The organism is Bacillus sp. FSL W8-0629 (assembly GCF_038593225.1).
Taxonomy (GTDB): domain Bacteria; phylum Bacillota; class Bacilli; order Bacillales; family Bacillaceae; genus Bacillus; species Bacillus altitudinis.
The window spans coordinates 1,297,529-1,317,240 of the sequence record NZ_CP151975.1 but is presented as its reverse complement, the minus strand read 5'-3'; the positions used below and the strand labels follow the sequence as shown (position 1 = coordinate 1,317,240).

Below are 19,712 nucleotides of genomic sequence, written 5' to 3'. Positions count from 1 at the left end.
GCGGAGTTCTTATCATTTAAGAGCACCGCGCTTTTTTGTTTCGTTCGTTTTTGCTAATATTTCTTTTTTCTGTTCTTCTGTCAACACGTTCATTTTGACACATAGTGATGTGACGGCGTACATTTTATCTTTTTTGCCCCATAACATGTTAGCAGCCTCCTTTTTCCCTAGACCAACTTTTTTAGCTTAATAAAAGGATATGTCGCTCACTAAACATTTGGAACAGGTCAATTCATTTATTTTTGAACAAATGGGATGCCTTCTAATTCTAATAAGATCGCTTTCATCCCTGTCTTCGTCCCTGCATAACCAGTCAGAGTCCTGTCTTTTCCAATGACCCGGTGACACGGGATAAAAATAGGCAATGCATTGCGTCTATTAGCTTGTCCAATGGCTCTGACAGCCTTTGGATTGCCGATCGCTTCTGCAATATCAGCATAGCTTTTTGATTCACCATACGGAATAGTAGAAAGTGCCTCCCACACTTGCTCTTGAAACGGAGAGCCTGCTTGCTTGAGCGGGAGATCGAACACTTTCCGATCGCCCTTAAAATATTCATCCAGCTGTTTTTTCGCTTCTTTTAATACAGGCGTGTCTTCTTGTTTAAAACGGTCTCTCTGCTCTTTGACCAAAAACGATTCATCATCAAACTTCACTTCAATGATGGCACCATCTTTCTCTAGTATATATAATGCCCCGATTGGTGCGGTATAGACTGTATAATACACATTAAAGCTCCCCTTCTTGTTTCTGCTGCCGGAGTGGAAGCGTGAGATGGAACACTGTTCCGACCCCTTCTTCACTCTCTACTTCAATGGTTCCTTGATGCTCTTCAATAATTTTATAACTAACCATTAACCCAAGTCCAGTGCCTCTTTCTTTTGTTGTATAAAATGGTTCTCCGAGACGCTTTAGTTTATCCTCTGTCATGCCGCAGCCTTCATCACGAAGAGAAATCACAATGTGCTCCTCCCCCTTCCTTTGAATGCTCACGTATACATTTCCTTTCTGAGGCATTACTTCAATCGCATTTTTTAAAATGTTAATAAAGACTTGCTTCAATTGATTTTGTTCACAGTAGATGAGCGGAATATCATCGAGCACATCTAAATGCATTTGTACATTGCCAAGATTGGCCTGTGCGTGAAGAAGGTCCATCGTGTCTTTGACAATTTGCACGACATTTTTTTCTTCATAGATGATGGCCTGCGGTTTCGCTAAAATCAAAAATTCTGTAATGATGGATTCGATTCTTTTTAGCTCTGATGTGATGACATTAAAATAGAGCGAATACTCCCCTTCAATGTTTCCTTTGAGCAGCTGAATGAAACCTTTTAAAGCCGTCATTGGATTTCTAATTTCATGGGCAATTCCAGCGGCAAGCTCTCCGACAACATGAAGCGTATCCGATTTTCTTACCCGCTCCTCTAATTCCTTGCGCTCAGTCACATCTCTAAAGATGGCCAAATTCATGTTATGAATAATATTTCGTTTAAAAGAAAACTCCAAAATACGTTGATCTGGATGGTTCAGCACAAATGGAACTTCATTGTCCATCTCATCTAATGACATCGCCTGAGCTGGCTGTGCCAAATTTTCAATTTGATATGGCGCAAGGATATGAAAAAGGTTCATTTCCGTTAAGTGATCATCTTTGAGGCCAAGCAGTTCACTTGCGGATGGATTCACATCAATAATCCGGTATTGATTATCGAAAAGAACAATGCCATCCATAGAGCCATTAAATACTTTACGGAATTTGAGCTCACTTTCTCGCAGCTCCTCTTCCATTCGCTTTCTGTCACTGACATTCCGTAGAATGGTTAAGTGCTGTCCTTCTAATACCGCATGCTTAGAGGTGAACTCAAGCTCTTTGAATTGGCCATTCGCCATTCTAAAGAGAAGTTCTTCTCTGATTTCAAGATTCCTGATATACCGTCTTCTTGTCGGCCGGTATCTGCGATCAGATTTGACTAGAAAATCCATGAGTTTCTTGCCAATCAGCTGATGCATCGGTAATTCAAAAATTCGGCAGGCTGATTCATTTGCCCTGACAATTTCTCCATCATCCGCCCAAATGATGATGGCATCCATCGCATTTTCGAATATTTCTCTAAAACGTTCTTCACTTTTTAGCAGCTTTTCTTCCATTAATCTTTTTTCTGTAATATCACGCATGATGGACATGTAAAAACCACTCATCACATTGGATGTGATGGTCAGTTCGAATAATTTGTGCTGCCCAGATTGAAGGGTAACAGGAAGTTCTCCCTTTGCTTTCCCTGTTTCTTTCAATGAAGTTAAGAGCTGCTGGAGCGCTGGAAGGTTTTCTTCTTCAACAAATTCATTTAAGTAGCGGTCTGTTAAATCTGTTTTTTGAAGTTCAAAGCTCTGGCAAAAAGAGTGATTGGCGTCAATCATACAACCATCCTGATCAAAAATGACCATACCGTCAATCGCTCGATCAAATAAATCTTTAAACAGCTGCTCATTCATCGAACGTTCTCGCTCTAATATTTTCTTTGAAGAAATATCACGCATGACGACAATATATTGTTGATTCACCACGTCGTGCTCCGCCACAAATTCAATATATTTTGTCTCTCCATTTTCAAGTTGAATGGAGATCTCTCTTTTTAACGTTCCTTTTCTAAAAAAAATCTCAAGCGAGCAGTCAATTTTGTTTTTCGGGATGCCGTATAGGAAATCTAGAACGGATTTATTGAGGAGGTCTTCTTTCGGTGTTTGTACAAGCCTGCATGTCGCTTCATTGGCTTGGATAATGTTGAGGTGCTGATCAAATATAAAAATCGCATCTAACGTCTTATTTAACAGCATTTTGTGCTGTATCAATTCATTTCGCAAATATTCGTTCTCTTTTTCTAATTTTCTGATATTTTTCGCACCATCGAGCGTTTCAGTCATTCTCTTACACTCCTTTTCCAGCCTCATTCCTCTACAATATTTCTACAAGATTTTCATTGTTCCTTCATTCGACTCATAAAAAAAGAGAACTTTTTACACGAGGCTTGCTTCATTTGTTTCATTTGGATGACACGATTGTATAACGATTCTCTTTTCTTACGCTTCTTTTACAACCGTTCTACAATTTCACATCAAATAGCGAAATGAGCCAATTTGTATTTTAAAATGGGGCAAATGAGGGAACAGTGCACTTAGAACGTTTATGTTCGAAAAGAAGCAGGAAAGGTGATGTTATGACGTCAACGAGAGACAGTTATTTTGATAATGCAAAATTTCTTCTGATTTTTCTAGTTGTTTTTGGTCATTTGTTACGGTCATTCATACATGATAATGACTGGATACTCTACTTATATAAATTTATTTATACATTCCATATGCCCGCTTTTATATTGGTGTCTGGCTTCTTTGCCAAAGGTTTTAGAAAACCAGGTTTTATGAAAAAAGTCGCAGTTAAGCTGATCATCCCATATTTGATTTTTCAGGTCATCTATTCTGTGTATTATTATTTCTTACAGGATCAAAGCATCTCTAACTTAAATCCGATTGATCCGCAATGGTCTTTATGGTTTTTAATCAGTTTATTCTTTTGGAACTTACTACTCATTCCTTTTTCAAAACTGCCATTCCACTGGGCAATGATTGTTAGTTTATCGATGGCGTTACTTGTCGGTTACGTGGACAGCATTAGCGATACACTCAGCCTATCTCGTACGTTTGTCTTTTTGCCGATGTTTTTAGCTGGCTTTTATTTAAAAAAGCAGCACTTTGAATTTATCCGAACAAGCAAAGGGAAACTGACTGCACTTCTTGTACTGATGGCCGTGTTCATGTTTTGCTATTTTTATGAATTCGATTATTCCTTTTTATTTGGGTCACAATCGTACGCTTCTCTTGGAGATGAAGGACTCATTGCAGCTATGAAACGAATGGCATGGTATTTACTTGCATTTGCTGCTACCTTTAGTTTCTTTGCATTAGTCCCTACACGCCGGTTCTTCTTTACCAAATGGGGCACAAGAACGTTATATGTCTATTTACTTCACGGCTTTGTGATTAAGCTTTTAAGAACGACTTGGTTTGATGATTGGGCTCTAAATACGGCAAGTGTATTGATTCTATTGCTGCTTACGGTCCTCTTAACCTTTACCTTATCTAGCACATTTGTTAAAACTGTTGCACAACCAGTCATCGAGCTCAAAATGACCAGTCTGATGCGAACCATTACTGGCAGACAAAACAGTTATATTAAATAGAAAAAACGATCTCTCAGGATCGTTTTTTTCTATTTATTTTTTGTTTTTCTGTTCAGTGTGACATTCATCGTTTTTTTTAGGCTTCATTAAGGTATCAATCCATTTACTGCTGTTTATATCTCCTAGCTCGCTGCCAAATTCCTCTTCCAAGATATCGGGGTTCATCGGTTTTTTATGGTCTTTCATATCTTTACTTTTCACATGTTTTTTAGTCACGAGATGCTCCCCCCTGTTTACCTTGATGAGAATTTCGGTTCGCTTGGCGGTCTTCTGATTGCTCGTCAAATTGTGTTTGTCCTTGATCGTGTACCATGCTTTCTGTAGGCGTCATATTATTCGTGAGTGCTTCATTTTTTGCTGTTTTTCTTTTCATTTGTCATCATTCCTTTTTAACATGTTTAGTTCTTCGCTCAATTGATCAAACAGCTCTTTCATTTGTTTGACTGTCACTGGTTTTTCCTCAGGCTTTAACTCATATCCAATTTGCCCATTCGCTTCTAGTGTTGCTTTTTTGAGACTGCAAATGTCTGTGATGCCCTGCTGCTTTAAGCGCATTTTGAATTGATCCCTTGTCAGCCGCGTTTTTTTCAGCTTGTGTTCAAGCATTTCCCCATCCTCTAAAATCACCACAGACTTCCCTGAAACCAATTTTTCAAAAAAATCAAATTGGATCGACAGCTTTTCCATAATCACAAGCGCCACAATAAAAATGGCGGCCGCATAAATGGTTTCAAGTAAATTATGCTCAATAAAGGGTTGGATAATAATCGATCCAATCGAAATCATGATGACTGTCTGTTGAACCGTTAATTGACTAATGGATTTAGGCCCTGCTATTCTCAGCAGCAAAGTACCAACGAGCAGCATTACAATTGCTTTCCATAACACATCCAGCACGTCTCTTTCACCTCTTACCTATAGATTGCGAACATCCTTTGTGATTTAGCCAGTTATATAATGGAAATAAAAAAACCAGCATTCAGTAGGAATGCTGGTCTGATTGTCGACAAAGAGTTAAAATGATCGTTATTTTAACTCTTTGTCTTCTTTTCAGCGTGATAGAAAACCTTTGCAGCCCTAGGAAGGGCGAGTACTGGCGCGGAGCGAATGTCACATTCGTGAGCACCAGCACGCAGGACTGACAAAGAATGCGAGGGTTTGTCTACACGCTGAAACCAGCATTCAGTAGGAATGCTGGTTAGCCGATGATCACACGCTCTTTCGGATAATGATAATTCGCTTCACTTTCCCGGCGGCCAATTAAATACAAGAAGCTTGGAATTCCAATCCGTCCTATAAACATGACGACCATAATAATACACTTACCAAATACGGACAAGTCAGACGTAATTCCGAGCGACAGTCCTGTTGTTCCGAAGGCAGAACAAACTTCAAATAAAGTTTCAAGAAGTGTATGATGGTCTGATAAAGTTAACAGAAACGTAGCACCAAACACTAAAATAAAGGCCATCATCGTCACCATGAGGGATTTATTAATATCCGCTTGATGAAGCTCTCTTTTAAAGATTTTAATGGACTTATTCCCTCTCGCAAAATGAAACAAAGCAAGTAAATTAAGGGCAAACGTGGTTGTCCGAATTCCGCCCCCTACCGAGCTTGGAGATGCCCCGATAAACATCAGCAAACATAAAAATAACAGTGTCGGCTCTGTCAATTGCGTAATATCTAATGTCGAAAGCCCGCCACTTCTAGTAGCTGTTGATTGAAACAAAGAATAAAACAAGATTTCATGCCAGCTCTTCCCTAGAAAAGTAAACCGGGCTTCAAGTGCATAAATCCCAATTGCCCCAACGACAACAAGGAGGCCAAACGTGATTGTTGTAATTTTCGTAAACAATGAAAACGATGCATGTTTTCGGTCTTGATTGAATAAATAATCCTTTACTTCGACAAGTACCGGAAAGCCAATAGCGCCAAAAATGATGAGCAGCATCGTGATAAATTGGACGAAATAGTCATCTTTATAAGGAATTAACGAATTCCCTGTAATATCAAAGCCTCCATTGGTTGTGGCACTGATACTAGAGAAAAATCCGTGTAAAAAAGCGCCTTGCACATCGTAATACTTTAAAAAATACATACTTAAAATCAGACCGCCTACAAACTCAATCAGCAAGATTAAATATAAGACCTGCTTCATGAGTTTTACAATTCCTGATAAGTTGCTCTGGTTTTGGTCTGCCATAATTAATTTTCTTTCTTTAATGCCGATCCTTTTTCGCATAACCAGCCAGACGAATGTACCAAGGGTCATAATGCCGATACCCCCGATTTGCAAAACAAATGCAAGGATCCACATCCCGGTCACACTAAATGTTTGTGACGTATCGACAACAGTCAGACCCGTGACACTGACAGCACTCACAGCTGTAAACAGCGCATCAATAAATGTCCATTTGACTCCTTCTTGGTGAGCCACTGGTAGACTGAGTAGAATGAATGACACGGTCACAGCAAGAAAATAATAAAGGGCAATCAACTGAAAAGCCGACAGCCGGTCGATTAGTTTTTTCATTGGATTCATGGTTATTCCTTCTTTTATCTTTCTTTTCGAATACTATATCATTTTAATGAAAAGAAAAAAGATTTTAAAGGTATTTTGTGCTTTATTTACTTTTTCATCAAAAAGAAAAAGACATCCTTACGCAGAATGTCTTTTGATCTTTCTTATTTTGCTTCTAGTCTTCTAATTCTTTCGTTTAAATCAGGGTGTGTTGAGAAAAGAGAAGCTTTTCTTTTACCACTGATTTTCAGTGTAGCAACAGCTGCTTGATCATCATCTTTGATTCTTGATGTATACGCCTCTAGTGAACGAAGCGCATGAATCATTTTATCTTTTCCTGCAAGGTCCGCACCGCCGCGGTCTGCATGGAATTCACGATGTCTAGAGTAAGCAAATACGACAAGGCTTCCTAAGATAGAGAAAATAATTTGGAAGACGATCACAGCGATAAAGTGAACAATCGGCACAAGCTCTTCACGTGGAACGAAACGGCTTGCGATCCATGCCGCAATTCTTGAAAGGAAGACAACAAACGTGTTGACGATTCCTTGAAGTAACGTCATTGTAACCATGTCACCGTTCGCTACGTGAGCGACTTCGTGAGCGATAACCCCTTCAACTGCTGCATCATCCATTTCATGAAGCAATCCAGTTGATACGGCAACAAGCGATCTTCTTTTAGAAGGACCTGTCGCAAATGCATTTACTTCAGATGATTGGTAAATACCGACCTCAGGCATTTTAGAAAGGCCTGCTGCTCTTGATAGTCTGTGAACGCGGTCAACAAGCTGCTGCTCATCATATGTTAATGAATCCTTTTCTGGATTTAACACACGCACACCCATCATCATTTTTGCCATCCAGCGAGACATCGCTAGTGACATAAACGAGCCTACAAAACCAACAACTGCACTGAATACAAGAAGATAAAGGATATTAAGTCTTCCGTCTGCTCCTATATAAGAACCAACACCAGTTGCTGCACTAATAACCGATAGGACAATACCAATCGTAGTGATAACAAGAATGTTCGTTAATATAAACAGAAATATTCTTTTACCCATACATAACCTCCGCTGTCATATTAAGTTCATTTGAACTTATTAATAAAATTATAAAAATAAACGTCTCAAATTGCAAGGAAAAAGGAATCGTTTTACTATGTTTATCATACTGGCTAAAACCTCGTCATTTCAATGATTACGCTACTTGCATCCGCAAACAAGTGAACAAATTGTGACGCATCGGTCCTATTTTAGTTTATTTTGCATTTTCATTAAAAAGAGATTATGATGTTGAATTAGATCAATAATCACGTTTTTGACGTACAAAATGAGGTGGAACATGGTGACTTTTAAATTAACGAGAATTGACATGACGAGACTTCTGTATTCTCTAAAAGGCGAGGGAGATCTGACTCCGCTTCAGCTTTTGAATTTATCTGTAAAAAGCGATAAGGAACATGAATATGATGAATTAAAAATCCCTTCGTTTTTTGAAAAACTCGAACGGCGGAAGCAAAAATCAGAGCACGGGCTTTCAACGAACGAAATCGTTGAGCTTGGCAACTTGTGTGAGTTGACTTCACTTAAATCGACAGCCATTCAAAACTGGATCAAGCGCGATATTAAAGATATGATCGGCCATCCAGAGCTTGGCAAGAAGTACTCCATTGATCAAGTCGTTATTTTATTAATTGTCCGGGATTTAAAATCAGTATTTGATTTTGATGCTATTCGTACGATCTTATCTGCCTTATTTAATACGATCACAGATCGAACGGATGATATTATCAGCCCCATCCGTTTTTATGAAGCATATGCGCACGTCCTTGATTTTATTTATCACCATACACATTTTCCATTAAAGGAAACGAATTTACGAGAAATGACAGAAGAGCAGACGGACAAGCTCCACGAAGAGTTTACAGAATTGACGAAGCCGCAATGGCATTTGATTAAAGGCATTATCAGTTCTACCGTTTTCTCCGTTTTCACTTCTCACTTGCAAAGCACAGCGCAAGAAATGATGTTTAATACGCTTCAGCTGAAAAAGGCTTAAAACTGAGCCCGAGGTGACTTTCATCACCTCGGCTTTTTTGTGCAGCAATTGCCAGCATAATTGCAGGCTGTTTTTTTCAAAATAAGAAGGCGCAACAAACATGAGGTGAAAGGAGGAATATGTGATGGCAAATCGAAATCAACTTCTTGTTCCTGGAGTAGAACAAGCTTTAGATCAATTTAAATACGAGATCGCTCAAGAATTTGGCGTGAATCTCGGTTCAGATACAGTCGCACGTTCAAACGGTTCTGTTGGCGGCGAGATGACAAAAAGACTCGTACAGCAGGCGCAATCTCAAATGGGCCATTCAACTAAATAAAGACATGGTGAAATACGCCGGATCTATTCTGGCGTTTTTTTACTGTTCATATGTAGGCTCATCCCGTTTTTCACGGTATGAGGGCGATGTGTTTTTTCCTTTTTGTTTGACGCCATCTCTGTTACGTTCGCCGTACGGACGATTCTGACCACTGTCGTTTTTTTTTACATGCTTTTCAGCATCACCACGTGATGTGCCGTTTGGATGTTTTTTTTCATCTGGATCAGTTGAGTGATTTTTTTTTTGCTCTTTGTCTTTTTCAAAAGAGCGATCCTTTTCTTCTTTTCCCTTTTTCTCTTTGTTGTCAAGATTAGGGCTTGTTTGGTGAGGCTTTTGAACAGCTCCTTGCTCTTCCCTCTCAACTTCCTTCTGCTCTTTGTCTTCGCCTTCAAGAGCCTCTTTATCCGGCTGCATCTCATCGCTATCGTCTGTCTTTATGTCTTCTTTTTTGTCTTCGTCTTTTTGATCTTCATCAGCATTTTTCGGCTCTTCTTCTTTGACAGCCTCGTCATCTGCTGGATCTTCATCATCTTTTTTAACGTCCTCTTGTTCGTTGTCTTGCATTTCTTGATTTCTAATATAAGTTCCTGTTGAAATGCCTTCTTTTTGTGCCTTTTCTCTTGTTTCCAGGTCACCTTCCACAGTTTCCAGCTTATAATTGCGCTTTTGATATTCCCCCGAGATGGTGCTGATTTTACTTTTTACGTTTGTTTTGTATGTATGATCCTGCTTGTTTTCATAAACAGTTGAAATATAAATGCTTTTAGAGTGGTTCACGTATCCTTTTTTATCACAATCATCGATGATTTCCTGCACGACTTTGGTCATGTCGTTTTTTTCTAAATCTTTCATACTGGCCAGTACTTGCTTCGCATCTTTATTCAGCGGAGTGACACCGATCACTTGATAGTTGTGATCGAGTTTCAGCTCAAAGCTTGGGTTAATGTCAATCGTCATATATGCATATGCTTTTTGACTTGAGAAAGATGGCATCATAGTGAAAATCACGACAATAATTGCTGCAATTGATAGAATTCCTGCATTTAACGGACGTAAACGAAGCAGGTCAAAAAAACCGGCTCTTTTTCTTTCGAGACGTGATTCATTCGGAAACGTCACTTCTTGACCGATTTCATAGTCTTGCTGTTCATACTTTGTCCGCAGAAATTGTCCATCAGGGGTCAGCAGTGTGACATATTTTTTGTTTTTCTCTACTATAATGCCTCTTCTCATGAATTAAGCACCCCTTTAAGGTAATCTTTCAAATACACATAATCACCTGTCATAATGATCGCCATCGCAATAATATATTTTCTATTTCTCTCAATCGTTTTGCGGCTGACTTCCACTAGCTTTTCCAGCTGTTTGACTGGCAATTGTTTTTTCTGAAATAAAATGGTTCTCAGTTCATCGTGCTTAACGAGTGTATGGGCCACTTTAATGGCATTTTGTCTCGCATCCGCATGCTTTGGTGAATGCTCAAGCAGCTCTTGAAACGTAAGACCATATACTTTCAATCGTTCTTTAAAATGTTCAATCTCTTCTCTTCTATGTTCTTGTTCAATTAAACGCCTATATTCATTTGCAGAAAGCTCTGCTTCAATCATGCTTTGTGAGTATTCGCCATTCTCACTTTCTTGAAGGTCCATTTGAACCGTTGGCGCGTTTCTTGCTTCTTTTCGAATATAGTCGATTACTTTTCTTTTAATAATTAACTCCGCAAATGCAAGGAGTGAGTTGCCTTTTTCGGCAGAGTATTTTTCTATCGCTTCATTAAAGGCAATTAAGCCTACGCTGAATTCATCATCTTTTTCATCTATATATCGTTTACAAACGGATGAAACCGTCTTAGCGACAAATGGTTTGTATTGCTCTATTAATGCATTTTGCAGCTCGGTATCACCCTGTTGGATGTTGATTGCCGACTGCTCTAATGTCTGCTTTTTCTTTCCCTTTTTAAACAAAAGGCTAAGCAATGGTTTCACCTCAGTTCTCCCTATATTACTCAATTTATGATAGCTAATTTATGAGGGAAGCGCAAAGGAAGAAATGAGGAATTCATTTCCTGTTACTCAATTGTGACATGTATTTCTTTATCTACTTTACAACGTTTCGTTTAAAAGCAAAGAAATAAGGGGGTATCCCCCCCTTTTTTGTAATATACGTGTTATGAAAATGAAATGATATTTCTTTCAAAAAACCTACTCTTCCAGCCGAATCTCTTGTTTTTCCTCGTTTTGCTGGCCGCCTTTTCTTGATGGACTTGATAGAAACCAACCAAATGCTGCAATCGCGAGAAGGACCGTCCAGAAAATGATTTTCCATAATGTTGAATGAATGAAATGAGAGGACACGACCCCAATAGCTGGATGAGAAAGTGTATAGAGCGTCAGCTTCACGCCAACCCATCCGACAATGACAAATGCTGCTGTTTCTAGGCTTGGTCTCGTTTTAAGCAGTTTCACAAATACAGTCGCCGCAAACCTCATGATCACTAGACCAATGATACCGCCTAATAGAATGACAATAAATTGACCGCCATCAAGCCCGCCAATTTGTGGAAGGTTTGTTGCTGGCAGAGTCACAGCTAATGCAACGGCTGCTAAAATAGAATCTACTGCAAATGCAATGTCAGCAAGCTCAACTTTTACGACGGTTGCCCAAAAGCCGCTTTGTTTCATGTTTGTGTCTGCTTCCTTTTTCTTAAATACGTGCGATTTTAAAATATGGTGAATTGAAATATAAAGAAGATAAATTGCGCCAATCGCTTGAACTTGCCACACATCTACTAAAAACGAAATAAGAAAAAGAGAACCAAATCGCATGACAAATGCTCCCGCAAGTCCGTAAAACAATGCCTTTTTTCTTTGTTTTTCAGGAAGGTGTTTGACCATCACAGCCATAACCAGCGCATTATCAGCCGCTAAAATCCCTTCTAACCCAATCAATACGAGAAGAACCCACCCGTACTCTAAAATAATTGCTGCATCCATCATCATTCCTCCTTATTTTTTATCTATTGTCCCACAACAGACAAAGGCTTATGAATGCAAAAAAGACCTTTGCCTGTAATGGCAAAGGTCTTGCTAGACATGTAATATGTAAATCATGCCAACAAAGCCGATGGAATGAGATTCCATGTAATGACGACTTTGTTTCCGGTGATAACCGGACGCTACTCCCCTTTGGTGGGATTAAGAATATTTAGATTACTTATATCATAATCAACAGACCCCGGATTGTCAACAGGTGACTCTTCATCTTCACCCACTGATTAAGCCGTTGGTGTTTCTGTTTTTCTTTTTCTTCGTTTGAGCCACACGTAGACAACAAACAACAAGAGCACACCAATTCCAATCGGCAATACATATGGTTCTAAAATGGTTCCAACCTCTTGCCAGTTCTCTCCAAGGACAAATCCTAAATACACGTACACAAATGTAATCGGCGTAATCGCCAAAAACGTATACAGGCAAAAAACCCACACATTCATCTTCGCAATCCCGCACGGAATGGAAATAAGGGTTCTGACCCCTGGAATAAACCGGCCGCTAAACGCAACAAATCCGCCATGCTTTTCAAAAAAGGCATCCGACTTATCAAGTGACTCAGGTTTAACAAAGAAATACTTCCCATATTTATTTAAAAAGGGTCTCCCTCCATAACGCCCTAACCAGTACAAGGTCAAGGGGCCTGCCACACCGCCAATAGAACCGGCAGCCACAACACCGATGAAGGCCATGTCCCCTTTTGAAACCCAGTAACCTGCAAGAGGCAACACCACTTCAGCAGGAACAAATTCAATGCATAATGCAAGAAAGATGCCGAAGTACGACAAATTCTTAAAGGCATCAGCTAATGAAATAATAAAATCTTCGATGTTTATCAATCCCTTTCACACATAATCAGTTTGACAGGCTATGCTTGCAAATCGTACCGTGCCACCTATTAAACGAATAAAAAACCAAAAACGATTCACTTTTCTTCGTTTTTTTACATTAAATTTGATTTTACTATAAAAAATGTTCAAAAAAAATGCTGAATGCCCTTTTTAAGTAAAGGAAAAGTGAACACAGGCGCCACTTGATCCGATATATTAAGTATATGTCTGTTTTTAGATACAGGAGGTTTTCTTACATGACACATTTAACAGGAAGCTACAACGGATGGCTTGTCTTTCTGTCAGTCGCTGTCGCCGCTGTCGCCTCCTACTCAGCTCTTCAATTAGCCAGCCGGGTGATCCAGTCGAGCGGCGCAAAGAAAAGAGTATGGTTGATCATTGGTGCGATGATCATGGGGATGGGAATATGGTCAATGCATTTTATTGGCATGATGGCGTTTCATCTACGCTCTGGTATCACATATGAAACACCCTTACTCATTTTATCGATTTTGGCCTCTTTTATCGGTTCTTTCATTGCTTTTTCAATATGTATTCAGCAGCAACTTTCCACAAGGCGACTTTTGATTAGTTCGATCACGATGGGCTCAGCTATTTGCAGCATGCACTATCTCGGATTGGAATCAATGGCGAATGTCACCATCAGCTATGACCCTGTTCTCTTTTTTCTTTCGTTTTTTATTGGTGCGCTCGCTTCATTCTTTTCATTACACCTTTTTTTCCGGCTCCATCGCTCTGAGAAAAGGCGGGAGGATCAGCTGTTAAAAATAGCGGGTGCACTGATGATGGGCGGTGCTATTGCGGGCATGCATTACACTGGCATGGCGTCTTCGACGATGTTTTTTCATTCAGATGGTCAGGTCGCTACGGGTGGTTCTCTTGAAATGTCACCATTTAGCCTGTCCATTTTGATCGGCCTGATGACGCTTATCGTCCAATCACTCATGATTTTCGGCGCCTATATTGATCAACGGATTATGTCACAATCAGATCAGCTAAAAGAAAATGAACAGCGGTTCCAATCACTGATCAAACATAATATAGATGGTATTATCGTGTTATCTGTTGATCGAAAAGTGATATCGGCGAATGACCCAGGCAAACACATTTTGAAAATGTGCAATTCCTGGATTGGTGATGATGTGAGTCAATACGTCATGCCGACTGAGATGTGGGAAGACTTTATTTATCAATCAAAAAAAGCAATTACGCGTGAAGCAGAACTGAAAGCAGCAGATCGTTTTTATTATTATCATGTTACATACATACCCGTACACGTCAACCATACACTTGACAGCATTTATCTCGTTTTAAAGGATTTAACACAGCAGAAGATTGCTGAAAAAGAAATTCATGTGATGGCACATTATGATGCATTAACTGAACTTCCGAACCGTCGTCACGGCATTAATCATTTAAATGATGTATTATCCGCTCAAGAAGAGACAAAAACGTCAACGGCAGTTCTTTTTCTTGATTTAAATCGGTTTAAAATTATTAATGATGCCCTTGGTCATAACATAGGCGATCTGCTGTTGAAAGCCGCCGCAAACAGACTAACTAAATGTTTGCCTGACAATGGCTTTATTGCAAGAATTGGCGGGGATGAATTTTTAATGATCTTTCCTCACATGGAGCATAACACACATAAAATTGAACAGCTTTTGAAAAACATCATTCGCCAATTTGAACGTCCTTTTTTCATTCAAAACCATCAGCTCATTACATCCATTAGTATTGGAATCGCCATCTCTCCGCAAAACGGAAAGAATGGTATGGAATTGATGAGAAAAGCAGATATGGCCATGTATTTATCAAAGAAACATAAACAAAGCCGCTATGAATTCTTTACTGAATCTATGGAGAGATTGAGTGAGGACAGACTCAATCGCGAACTGGAGCTACGAGATGCCATTCAAAGAAAGCAGTTTGTGCTTCATTATCAGCCGCAAATCAGCGCCAAAACAAGACAGATGACAGGTGTTGAAGCCCTTTTAAGAATGAAAGCACCAGACGGTTCTCTAAAATCACCAGAGGCTTTCATTGAACTTGCTGAAGAATCGGGCCTGATTATCGATATTGGAAGGTGGGTCATTGACACAGCATGTAAGCAGGCAAAATTGTGGTATGACAAGCAATTGAAAATCCCTGTAGCGGTCAATTTATCTGCTAAGCAGTTTAACTCTGAAGACTTAATTGATTTGATCAAGCTAACGCTAAAAAAATACGACCTTCAACCATCACTTCTTGAGCTTGAAGTGACAGAAAGCATGACAATGGACAACATCAAGCAGTCAAAACAAGTACTGACATCTCTAAAACAACTTGGCGTCCGTATTAGTATTGATGATTTTGGTACAGGCCACAGCTCTTTAAGCTATTTGAAGGATTTGCCGATTCACCGGCTGAAAATTGATAAATCATTTATCGAGGATATTTTGAGCGATTCAAAGTCTGAACAAATCACAGGGGCTATTATTGCAATGGGGCACCAGCTATCTCTAGAAGTCATTGCTGAAGGTGTTGAAACTTTTGCACAAGCGCAACTTTTATCTGCGCAGGGCTGTGACGATCTACAAGGCTTTTATTATGCCAAGCCACTTCCAGCTAGTGATATTGAAAAATTTATCGCCTATCCTGCTCATCAGCTGGATACATAAAAAAGGTGCCAACCATGGCACCTTTTCGTTTTATCTAAATAACAAATGCTGACTGTGAATACCTGCTTTTTTCAGCAGACTAATTAATTGCTCCTGTTCTTCACGCGAAAGACCAGAAAACGCCCGCGCAATTCGAAGAGAATGGATTGGATAAATTTTATCCAGATAACTGCGCCCTTTATCCGTTAAATGGGCATAAACTGACCGCTTATCCTTTGGGTCCTGTTCTCTTTCAATGAAACCATTTCGTTCTAACTTGTCAATTACGTACGTAACATTCCCGCTGACAAGCAGGAGTCTTGAGCCGATTTGCTGAAGTTTTTGAGCACCTCTCGTATACAGTAATTCGAGAACGGCAAATTCAGTTGGATTGAATCCATGCTCCTTGCTGTCTCTAATACTGTGTTCGGAAACGCTTTTAAATGCCCTTGCAAAAACTTTGTAAAGCGTCATTGAACGTTCTACTTCTTCTTCATTAAACGATAGTCTCATCACATATCTACCTCTTATAATATTTTTTTAACTTCAAGGCTTTCTTGCGGTGCAGTTGGAGCCTTTCGTAAAAAATAGAAGTACGTTTTTGAAAACCCTTTCAACCACATAAGTGACTCCATTCGTGTTATGTATAAGATTTCGATATAAACTTTTAAAATCCTTCTTATTTTTCACAATCATCTCGAAAAAAAGCTTTTCCAGCAAACCATCATGTTACGACAAATTTTAACATAATCTGTAAAGGCTCTATATTTTCTTACATTTGATTCGTCAAATTTCTACAAAATCCAATATTGCTATAATATTAAACACACAAAAAAAGAACCCTTCATGTGACAACGCACATGATAAGGGATGTTAAAGATAGCGATCGGTTTTGTTGAAAAAGAAATGATACTCTTTTTTTAAGTCACTAATTGTCATGTTCTTGGTCATATCAGGGCTATACACCCCAAGTGAGCAAAGCTGCTTCGTATAATAATGTCTTTCTTTCGCTAAAGCTTCTTTTAATATACTCCGCATGACTTCTCCCCTCCTATCAATGGATATGGATCGGGTGCTTATGAGGACTTTTTATACAAATCATTTTGTACGGCTCTAAGAAGAGCATGTGCATTCTGACCTGCAGCTTGCATGAACTGCTCCAGCAGTTCATCCCTCTTCACATCTAATGCGATGATTTCTTTTGCCATACGGATGATCTGTGTTTTCTCCATCAAGTGCGCCTCCTCCTTATTTTTTCTTTTTCTTATCATATGTTCACGTGATATGATTTGCACTTTATATGTTAATTTTCCTTCCATTGTTTTTCGATTTTTTCATTTTTGTGTTATATTATCTAACAAACGTTAGGTTTTTTTACTGACTGTTGGATATAATATGAAGAAAAGACTTGCAGGGGTGAGGATATGACGCAGGAAGATGTATCTTATAAAGATAAAAAAGTCATTTCAATTGGGATTGTCAGTGAATTAACAGGACTTTCCGTCAGGCAAATCCGATATTATGAGGAACGTAAACTCATCTACCCCCAGCGCTCAACAAGAGGCACACGGAAATATTCTTTTTCTGATGTAGAACGTTTAATGGATATCGCCAATAAACGGGAAGATGGTGTGCAGACAGCGGAAATTTTAAAAGACATGAAGAAAAAAGAACAGGCATTAAAAAGCGGACAATATAAGAAAAAAATGCTGGAAGGACAGATCAACGCGCACTTCCGGTACAAGAATCGATGAACTAAATAACAATCGCTTACTCGGCAAAATAGACTTAGCATCTGATCGTCCTGAATATGAATCGATGAAAGCACGAACTTACCCAAAGACCGATTCTTGCTGAAGAGTCTATTTCAGGTAGCGAAAGGAAATGCGTTACAGCTCATCTTGAATCATTGAAGCAACAAAACGAGGCAGCAATTGCAGCCTCGTTATTAGCTAAAACAACCATTCAACTATTTATCACCTAAGATACTTGATCTTTAACGATTTAGTTTTTCAAATTTGTTCAGGAATCGAAACAGTTCGCTCATTGAGCACATTCCCCGTGTTTAGCGTCGTTTTGGGTTCTATTAAGAGCAAGTGAACTTCTTCTTCAGCAATCGGCTGATGTTCAACTCCTTTTGGAATCACAAGAAATTCTCCTTCATGAAGCGTTATTTCCCTATCCCTAAAACGGATGACTAGATTGCCTTTCCACACAAAGAACATTTCATCCTCATCATCATGGTGATGCCAAATGAATTCACCCTTCATTTTCACCATTTTCATGTATGAGTCGTTCAACTCTCCACCTATTCTAGGATTCCAATAATCATTTATTTGCGAAAATTTTTCTTCGATATTTACCTTTGAAATCAATCGATTCCCCTCCTTATTAAATGGAAACGTCTGTTTTAGTTGCCACAGCTAAAAAATTCTCATTTTCTCCTCTCGATCAGATAAAAGGGACGCCGCAATGAGCATCAACCTCTTCTATCATTTAGTTTACATACTTCTTTGGATCACATAAAATCAAAAAATAGCATATAGATCATCACAATTTGTGATGCAAAAAAGGAGAGTTAGTTTGGATATTAAATCTTTGGAAGTATTTAAAGCCGTTGCCATTGAACAAAGCATCACAAAAGCTGCTCAAAAATTAAATTATGTGCAGTCCAATGTCACCGCAAGAATCCAACGTCTTGAACAAGAGTTAGGTGTACCTCTTCTCTATCGATATCATAAGAAAATATCTTTAACGCCTGCAGGACGTGAACTACTGCCCTATGTAAATAAATTACTATACGATTACGAAGAAGCGATAGAAGCAGTAAAGCTTTCCTCTACTCCGCGGGGATCTTTACACATTGGATCTATAGAGTCCACCGCATCTACAAGATTGCCCAGCATTTTCACAGAATATCACAAAAAATTTCCACAAGTAGAATTGAGCTTGTATATGGCACCTACAGTCGACCAAGTTAGCGCTATCCTCAACTACAAAGTAGACAGCGCGTTAGTAGATGGGCCAATTCTTCATCCAGAAATCATCGAGTATCCTGTATTGGAAGAATCCCTCGTTCTCATTACAAGCTACTCCACGGAGCAATTCCAGGTAGAATCTATTTTACATGAGCCGTTGCTCTCGTCATTCGCCCATTGTATTTATTTAGGACGATGGCAAAAGTGGCTAGAGAACAACGGCTATCCTCCTATGAAGGTAATGGAATATGGTACGTTAGAGGGCGTCCTTAAATGTGTTGAAAGCGGGCTGGGAGTGACTATATTACCAAAATCTATGGTTGAATCTCGGGGGGAAGGCAAATTTACCTGTCATCCATTACCGGAACCACATCGGATCGTGCCCACTGTGTTGATCAGGCGACGTGATTCGTACATGACCAGTGCTCTGTCACAATTTATGGAGTTAATAGGCATTACGAATATGTGATCTGAGACAGATCATTGTTTTCATAAATAAGATCATGTGTGATAAAAAAGAGGATAGATAGAGCGACATTCTTTCAGCTCTTCTATCCTTTTACATTATCTCAACTTATGCCTGATTTATCATAAAGCATATGAACGATTCTTTTTATTTAGATGAAGCGTCAGTTCCTTCAACAACCCCTACAAAGTCAATTCGTACGCCGCCTTTTTCAGGATCTTCTTTCACCCGAAAGGCAAGCGCCTTTTTTTCTCCAGTGTTTACATCTTTATAATTTGCATGAAAGACGTGGATGCTGGCTTCTTCCAATTGAAAATCTTCATAAGAAAGCGTCTCAATTCCCCATTCCTTTTTCGATTTAAGAATGTCACTTGGGCTTGGGACTGCGCCTTCGACATAGACGTTGTCCATTTTTCGTTTATTTCCTTCAGTTATCGCTTCAAGCATATGCTCTGACGCTACCAGTCTTCTGTCTTTCCCCTCGTCTTCTCTTGAACATGCACTTAGCAAAACAATGCACATGAAAATGAATAAAAACTTCTTCATTTTTCTCTCCCACCTTCTCCTTAAAATGTAAAGGATGGAA

Annotated in this window: 23 protein-coding genes and 1 riboswitch; of the genes, 6 read left to right on the top strand and 17 right to left on the bottom strand. The window is 39.2% G+C overall.

The features are described 5' to 3' along the window. Window positions 1-12: 12 nt before the first annotated feature. The 3 genes from NSQ17_RS06730 to NSQ17_RS06720 all read right to left on the bottom strand — a co-directional run bounded on the left by NSQ17_RS06730 (window position 13) and on the right by NSQ17_RS06720 (window position 2,925). Window positions 13-147, bottom strand: coding sequence for a hypothetical protein (locus NSQ17_RS06730; protein ID WP_017359454.1), 135 nt, complete (start codon window positions 145-147; stop codon window positions 13-15). A gap of 89 nt (window positions 148-236) precedes the next feature. Further along, window positions 237-728: a methylated-DNA--[protein]-cysteine S-methyltransferase gene (locus tag NSQ17_RS06725; protein ID WP_058337424.1), complete on the bottom strand. Its 492-nt coding sequence runs from the start codon at window positions 726-728 to the stop codon at window positions 237-239. A gap of 1 nt (window position 729) precedes the next feature. After that, entirely contained in the window at window positions 730-2,925 is a 2,196-nt protein-coding gene (locus tag NSQ17_RS06720) for a PAS domain-containing sensor histidine kinase (protein WP_024719640.1), read from the bottom strand. 293 nt (window positions 2,926-3,218) lie between these two features. Between NSQ17_RS06720 and NSQ17_RS06715 the strand changes: the two genes are divergently transcribed. Then, a complete protein-coding gene (locus NSQ17_RS06715) occupies window positions 3,219-4,238 on the top strand; it encodes an acyltransferase family protein (protein WP_007498757.1) in 1,020 nt (339 codons plus the stop codon). A 33-nt stretch (window positions 4,239-4,271) separates the two neighbouring features. On the opposite strand, the gene NSQ17_RS06710 is transcribed toward NSQ17_RS06715, so the two are convergent. The 5 genes from NSQ17_RS06710 to htpX all read right to left on the bottom strand — a co-directional run bounded on the left by NSQ17_RS06710 (window position 4,272) and on the right by htpX (window position 7,826). Further along, the gene (locus NSQ17_RS06710) at window positions 4,272-4,454 is read right to left on the bottom strand and encodes a hypothetical protein (RefSeq protein ID WP_008346122.1); all 183 of its coding nucleotides are present in this window, start codon (window positions 4,452-4,454) and stop codon (window positions 4,272-4,274) included. Further along, window positions 4,447-4,611 (bottom strand): hypothetical protein, encoded by a 165-nt coding sequence (locus tag NSQ17_RS06705; protein WP_217967280.1) that lies wholly within the window; start codon window positions 4,609-4,611, stop codon window positions 4,447-4,449. The genes NSQ17_RS06710 and NSQ17_RS06705 overlap by 8 nt, the downstream gene beginning before the upstream one ends. Beyond that, window positions 4,608-5,135 (bottom strand): YetF domain-containing protein, encoded by a 528-nt coding sequence (locus NSQ17_RS06700; protein ID WP_008346127.1) that lies wholly within the window; start codon window positions 5,133-5,135, stop codon window positions 4,608-4,610. Before NSQ17_RS06700 ends, NSQ17_RS06705 begins: the two co-directional genes overlap by 4 nt. Before the next feature lie 301 nt (window positions 5,136-5,436). After that, window positions 5,437-6,783 (bottom strand): TrkH family potassium uptake protein, encoded by a 1,347-nt coding sequence (locus NSQ17_RS06695; protein WP_007498761.1) that lies wholly within the window; start codon window positions 6,781-6,783, stop codon window positions 5,437-5,439. Window positions 6,784-6,926: 143 nt separating this feature from the next. Further along, the gene (htpX, locus tag NSQ17_RS06690; RefSeq protein WP_008346130.1) at window positions 6,927-7,826 is read right to left on the bottom strand and encodes a protease HtpX; all 900 of its coding nucleotides are present in this window, start codon (window positions 7,824-7,826) and stop codon (window positions 6,927-6,929) included. Between the two features lie 280 nt (window positions 7,827-8,106). Between htpX and NSQ17_RS06685 the strand changes: the two genes are divergently transcribed. Both NSQ17_RS06685 and NSQ17_RS06680 read left to right on the top strand, forming a co-directional pair. Continuing rightward, window positions 8,107-8,823 (top strand): DUF1836 domain-containing protein, encoded by a 717-nt coding sequence (locus NSQ17_RS06685; RefSeq protein WP_024719639.1) that lies wholly within the window; start codon window positions 8,107-8,109, stop codon window positions 8,821-8,823. 124 nt (window positions 8,824-8,947) lie between these two features. Then, window positions 8,948-9,142, top strand: coding sequence for an alpha/beta-type small acid-soluble spore protein (locus tag NSQ17_RS06680; protein ID WP_008346135.1), 195 nt, complete (start codon window positions 8,948-8,950; stop codon window positions 9,140-9,142). 39 nt (window positions 9,143-9,181) lie between these two features. Here the strand turns inward: NSQ17_RS06680 and NSQ17_RS06675 are convergent, their stop codons facing one another. The 4 genes from NSQ17_RS06675 to NSQ17_RS06660 form a co-directional block, all read right to left on the bottom strand. After that, window positions 9,182-10,375, bottom strand: a complete 1,194-nt coding sequence (locus NSQ17_RS06675; RefSeq protein ID WP_144678879.1) for an anti-sigma factor domain-containing protein — start codon at window positions 10,373-10,375, stop codon at window positions 9,182-9,184. Next, window positions 10,372-11,127 carry an RNA polymerase sigma factor SigI gene (gene sigI / locus NSQ17_RS06670; protein ID WP_008346139.1) on the bottom strand — a complete coding sequence of 252 codons (756 nt, stop codon included), beginning with the start codon at window positions 11,125-11,127 and terminating at the stop codon, window positions 10,372-10,374. Before sigI ends, NSQ17_RS06675 begins: the two co-directional genes overlap by 4 nt. A gap of 216 nt (window positions 11,128-11,343) precedes the next feature. Further along, a complete protein-coding gene (locus NSQ17_RS06665) occupies window positions 11,344-12,135 on the bottom strand; it encodes a TerC family protein (protein WP_024719637.1) in 792 nt (263 codons plus the stop codon). 96 nt (window positions 12,136-12,231) lie between these two features. Further along, window positions 12,232-12,338, bottom strand: a riboswitch (yybP-ykoY riboswitch). A gap of 78 nt (window positions 12,339-12,416) precedes the next feature. Beyond that, window positions 12,417-13,031: a DedA family protein gene (locus tag NSQ17_RS06660; RefSeq protein WP_039169164.1), complete on the bottom strand. Its 615-nt coding sequence runs from the start codon at window positions 13,029-13,031 to the stop codon at window positions 12,417-12,419. 248 nt (window positions 13,032-13,279) lie between these two features. Here NSQ17_RS06660 and NSQ17_RS06655 point away from each other — a divergent pair, with 248 nt between their 5' ends. Beyond that, window positions 13,280-15,703 carry an EAL domain-containing protein gene (locus NSQ17_RS06655; RefSeq protein ID WP_144666436.1) on the top strand — a complete coding sequence of 808 codons (2,424 nt, stop codon included), beginning with the start codon at window positions 13,280-13,282 and terminating at the stop codon, window positions 15,701-15,703. Between the two features lie 30 nt (window positions 15,704-15,733). Here the strand turns inward: NSQ17_RS06655 and NSQ17_RS06650 are convergent, their stop codons facing one another. From NSQ17_RS06650 to NSQ17_RS06640, 3 genes are all read right to left on the bottom strand, one after another. Next, window positions 15,734-16,198 (bottom strand): MarR family transcriptional regulator, encoded by a 465-nt coding sequence (locus NSQ17_RS06650; protein WP_088004396.1) that lies wholly within the window; start codon window positions 16,196-16,198, stop codon window positions 15,734-15,736. Window positions 16,199-16,555: 357 nt separating this feature from the next. Further along, window positions 16,556-16,720: a hypothetical protein gene (locus NSQ17_RS06645; protein WP_045034954.1), complete on the bottom strand. Its 165-nt coding sequence runs from the start codon at window positions 16,718-16,720 to the stop codon at window positions 16,556-16,558. Window positions 16,721-16,758: 38 nt separating this feature from the next. Continuing rightward, entirely contained in the window at window positions 16,759-16,914 is a 156-nt protein-coding gene (locus NSQ17_RS06640; protein ID WP_008346151.1) for a hypothetical protein, read from the bottom strand. Window positions 16,915-17,106: 192 nt separating this feature from the next. Between NSQ17_RS06640 and NSQ17_RS06635 the strand changes: the two genes are divergently transcribed. Beyond that, window positions 17,107-17,436, top strand: a complete 330-nt coding sequence (locus NSQ17_RS06635; RefSeq protein ID WP_007498778.1) for a MerR family transcriptional regulator — start codon at window positions 17,107-17,109, stop codon at window positions 17,434-17,436. A 258-nt stretch (window positions 17,437-17,694) separates the two neighbouring features. Here NSQ17_RS06635 and NSQ17_RS06630 read toward each other — a convergent pair whose 3' ends face one another. After that, window positions 17,695-18,057, bottom strand: a complete 363-nt coding sequence (locus NSQ17_RS06630) for a cupin domain-containing protein (RefSeq protein WP_081105410.1) — start codon at window positions 18,055-18,057, stop codon at window positions 17,695-17,697. A gap of 208 nt (window positions 18,058-18,265) precedes the next feature. On the opposite strand from NSQ17_RS06630, the gene NSQ17_RS06625 reads away from it, so the two are divergent. Further along, a complete protein-coding gene (locus NSQ17_RS06625; protein ID WP_039170301.1) occupies window positions 18,266-19,129 on the top strand; it encodes a LysR family transcriptional regulator in 864 nt (287 codons plus the stop codon). Window positions 19,130-19,273: 144 nt separating this feature from the next. Here the strand turns inward: NSQ17_RS06625 and NSQ17_RS06620 are convergent, their stop codons facing one another. Then, window positions 19,274-19,672, bottom strand: coding sequence for a lipoprotein (locus NSQ17_RS06620; protein WP_039170299.1), 399 nt, complete (start codon window positions 19,670-19,672; stop codon window positions 19,274-19,276). Window positions 19,673-19,712: the final 40 nt, after the last annotated feature.

Bases quoted from the DNA above. Each gene is read 5' to 3' on its own strand.
- NSQ17_RS06705 (WP_217967280.1), bottom strand. From the start codon at position 4,611: ATGAAAAGAAAAACAGCAAAAAATGAAGCACTCACGAATAATATGACG.
- NSQ17_RS06720 (WP_024719640.1), bottom strand. From the start codon at position 2,925: ATGACTGAAACGCTCGATGGTGCGAAAAATATCAGAAAATTAGAAAAA.
- NSQ17_RS06640 (WP_008346151.1), bottom strand. From the start codon at position 16,914: ATGGAGAAAACACAGATCATCCGTATGGCAAAAGAAATCATCGCATTA.
- NSQ17_RS06620 (WP_039170299.1), bottom strand. From the start codon at position 19,672: ATGAAGAAGTTTTTATTCATTTTCATGTGCATTGTTTTGCTAAGTGCA.
- NSQ17_RS06715 (WP_007498757.1), top strand. From the start codon at position 3,219: ATGACGTCAACGAGAGACAGTTATTTTGATAATGCAAAATTTCTTCTG.
- htpX (WP_008346130.1), bottom strand. From the start codon at position 7,826: ATGGGTAAAAGAATATTTCTGTTTATATTAACGAACATTCTTGTTATC.
- NSQ17_RS06685 (WP_024719639.1), top strand. From the start codon at position 8,107: ATGGTGACTTTTAAATTAACGAGAATTGACATGACGAGACTTCTGTAT.
- NSQ17_RS06695 (WP_007498761.1), bottom strand. From the start codon at position 6,783: ATGAATCCAATGAAAAAACTAATCGACCGGCTGTCGGCTTTTCAGTTG.
- NSQ17_RS06645 (WP_045034954.1), bottom strand. From the start codon at position 16,720: ATGCGGAGTATATTAAAAGAAGCTTTAGCGAAAGAAAGACATTATTAT.
- NSQ17_RS06655 (WP_144666436.1), top strand. From the start codon at position 13,280: ATGACACATTTAACAGGAAGCTACAACGGATGGCTTGTCTTTCTGTCA.
- NSQ17_RS06635 (WP_007498778.1), top strand. From the start codon at position 17,107: ATGACGCAGGAAGATGTATCTTATAAAGATAAAAAAGTCATTTCAATT.
- NSQ17_RS06730 (WP_017359454.1), bottom strand. From the start codon at position 147: ATGTTATGGGGCAAAAAAGATAAAATGTACGCCGTCACATCACTATGT.
- NSQ17_RS06675 (WP_144678879.1), bottom strand. From the start codon at position 10,375: ATGAGAAGAGGCATTATAGTAGAGAAAAACAAAAAATATGTCACACTG.
- NSQ17_RS06665 (WP_024719637.1), bottom strand. From the start codon at position 12,135: ATGGATGCAGCAATTATTTTAGAGTACGGGTGGGTTCTTCTCGTATTG.
- NSQ17_RS06680 (WP_008346135.1), top strand. From the start codon at position 8,948: ATGGCAAATCGAAATCAACTTCTTGTTCCTGGAGTAGAACAAGCTTTA.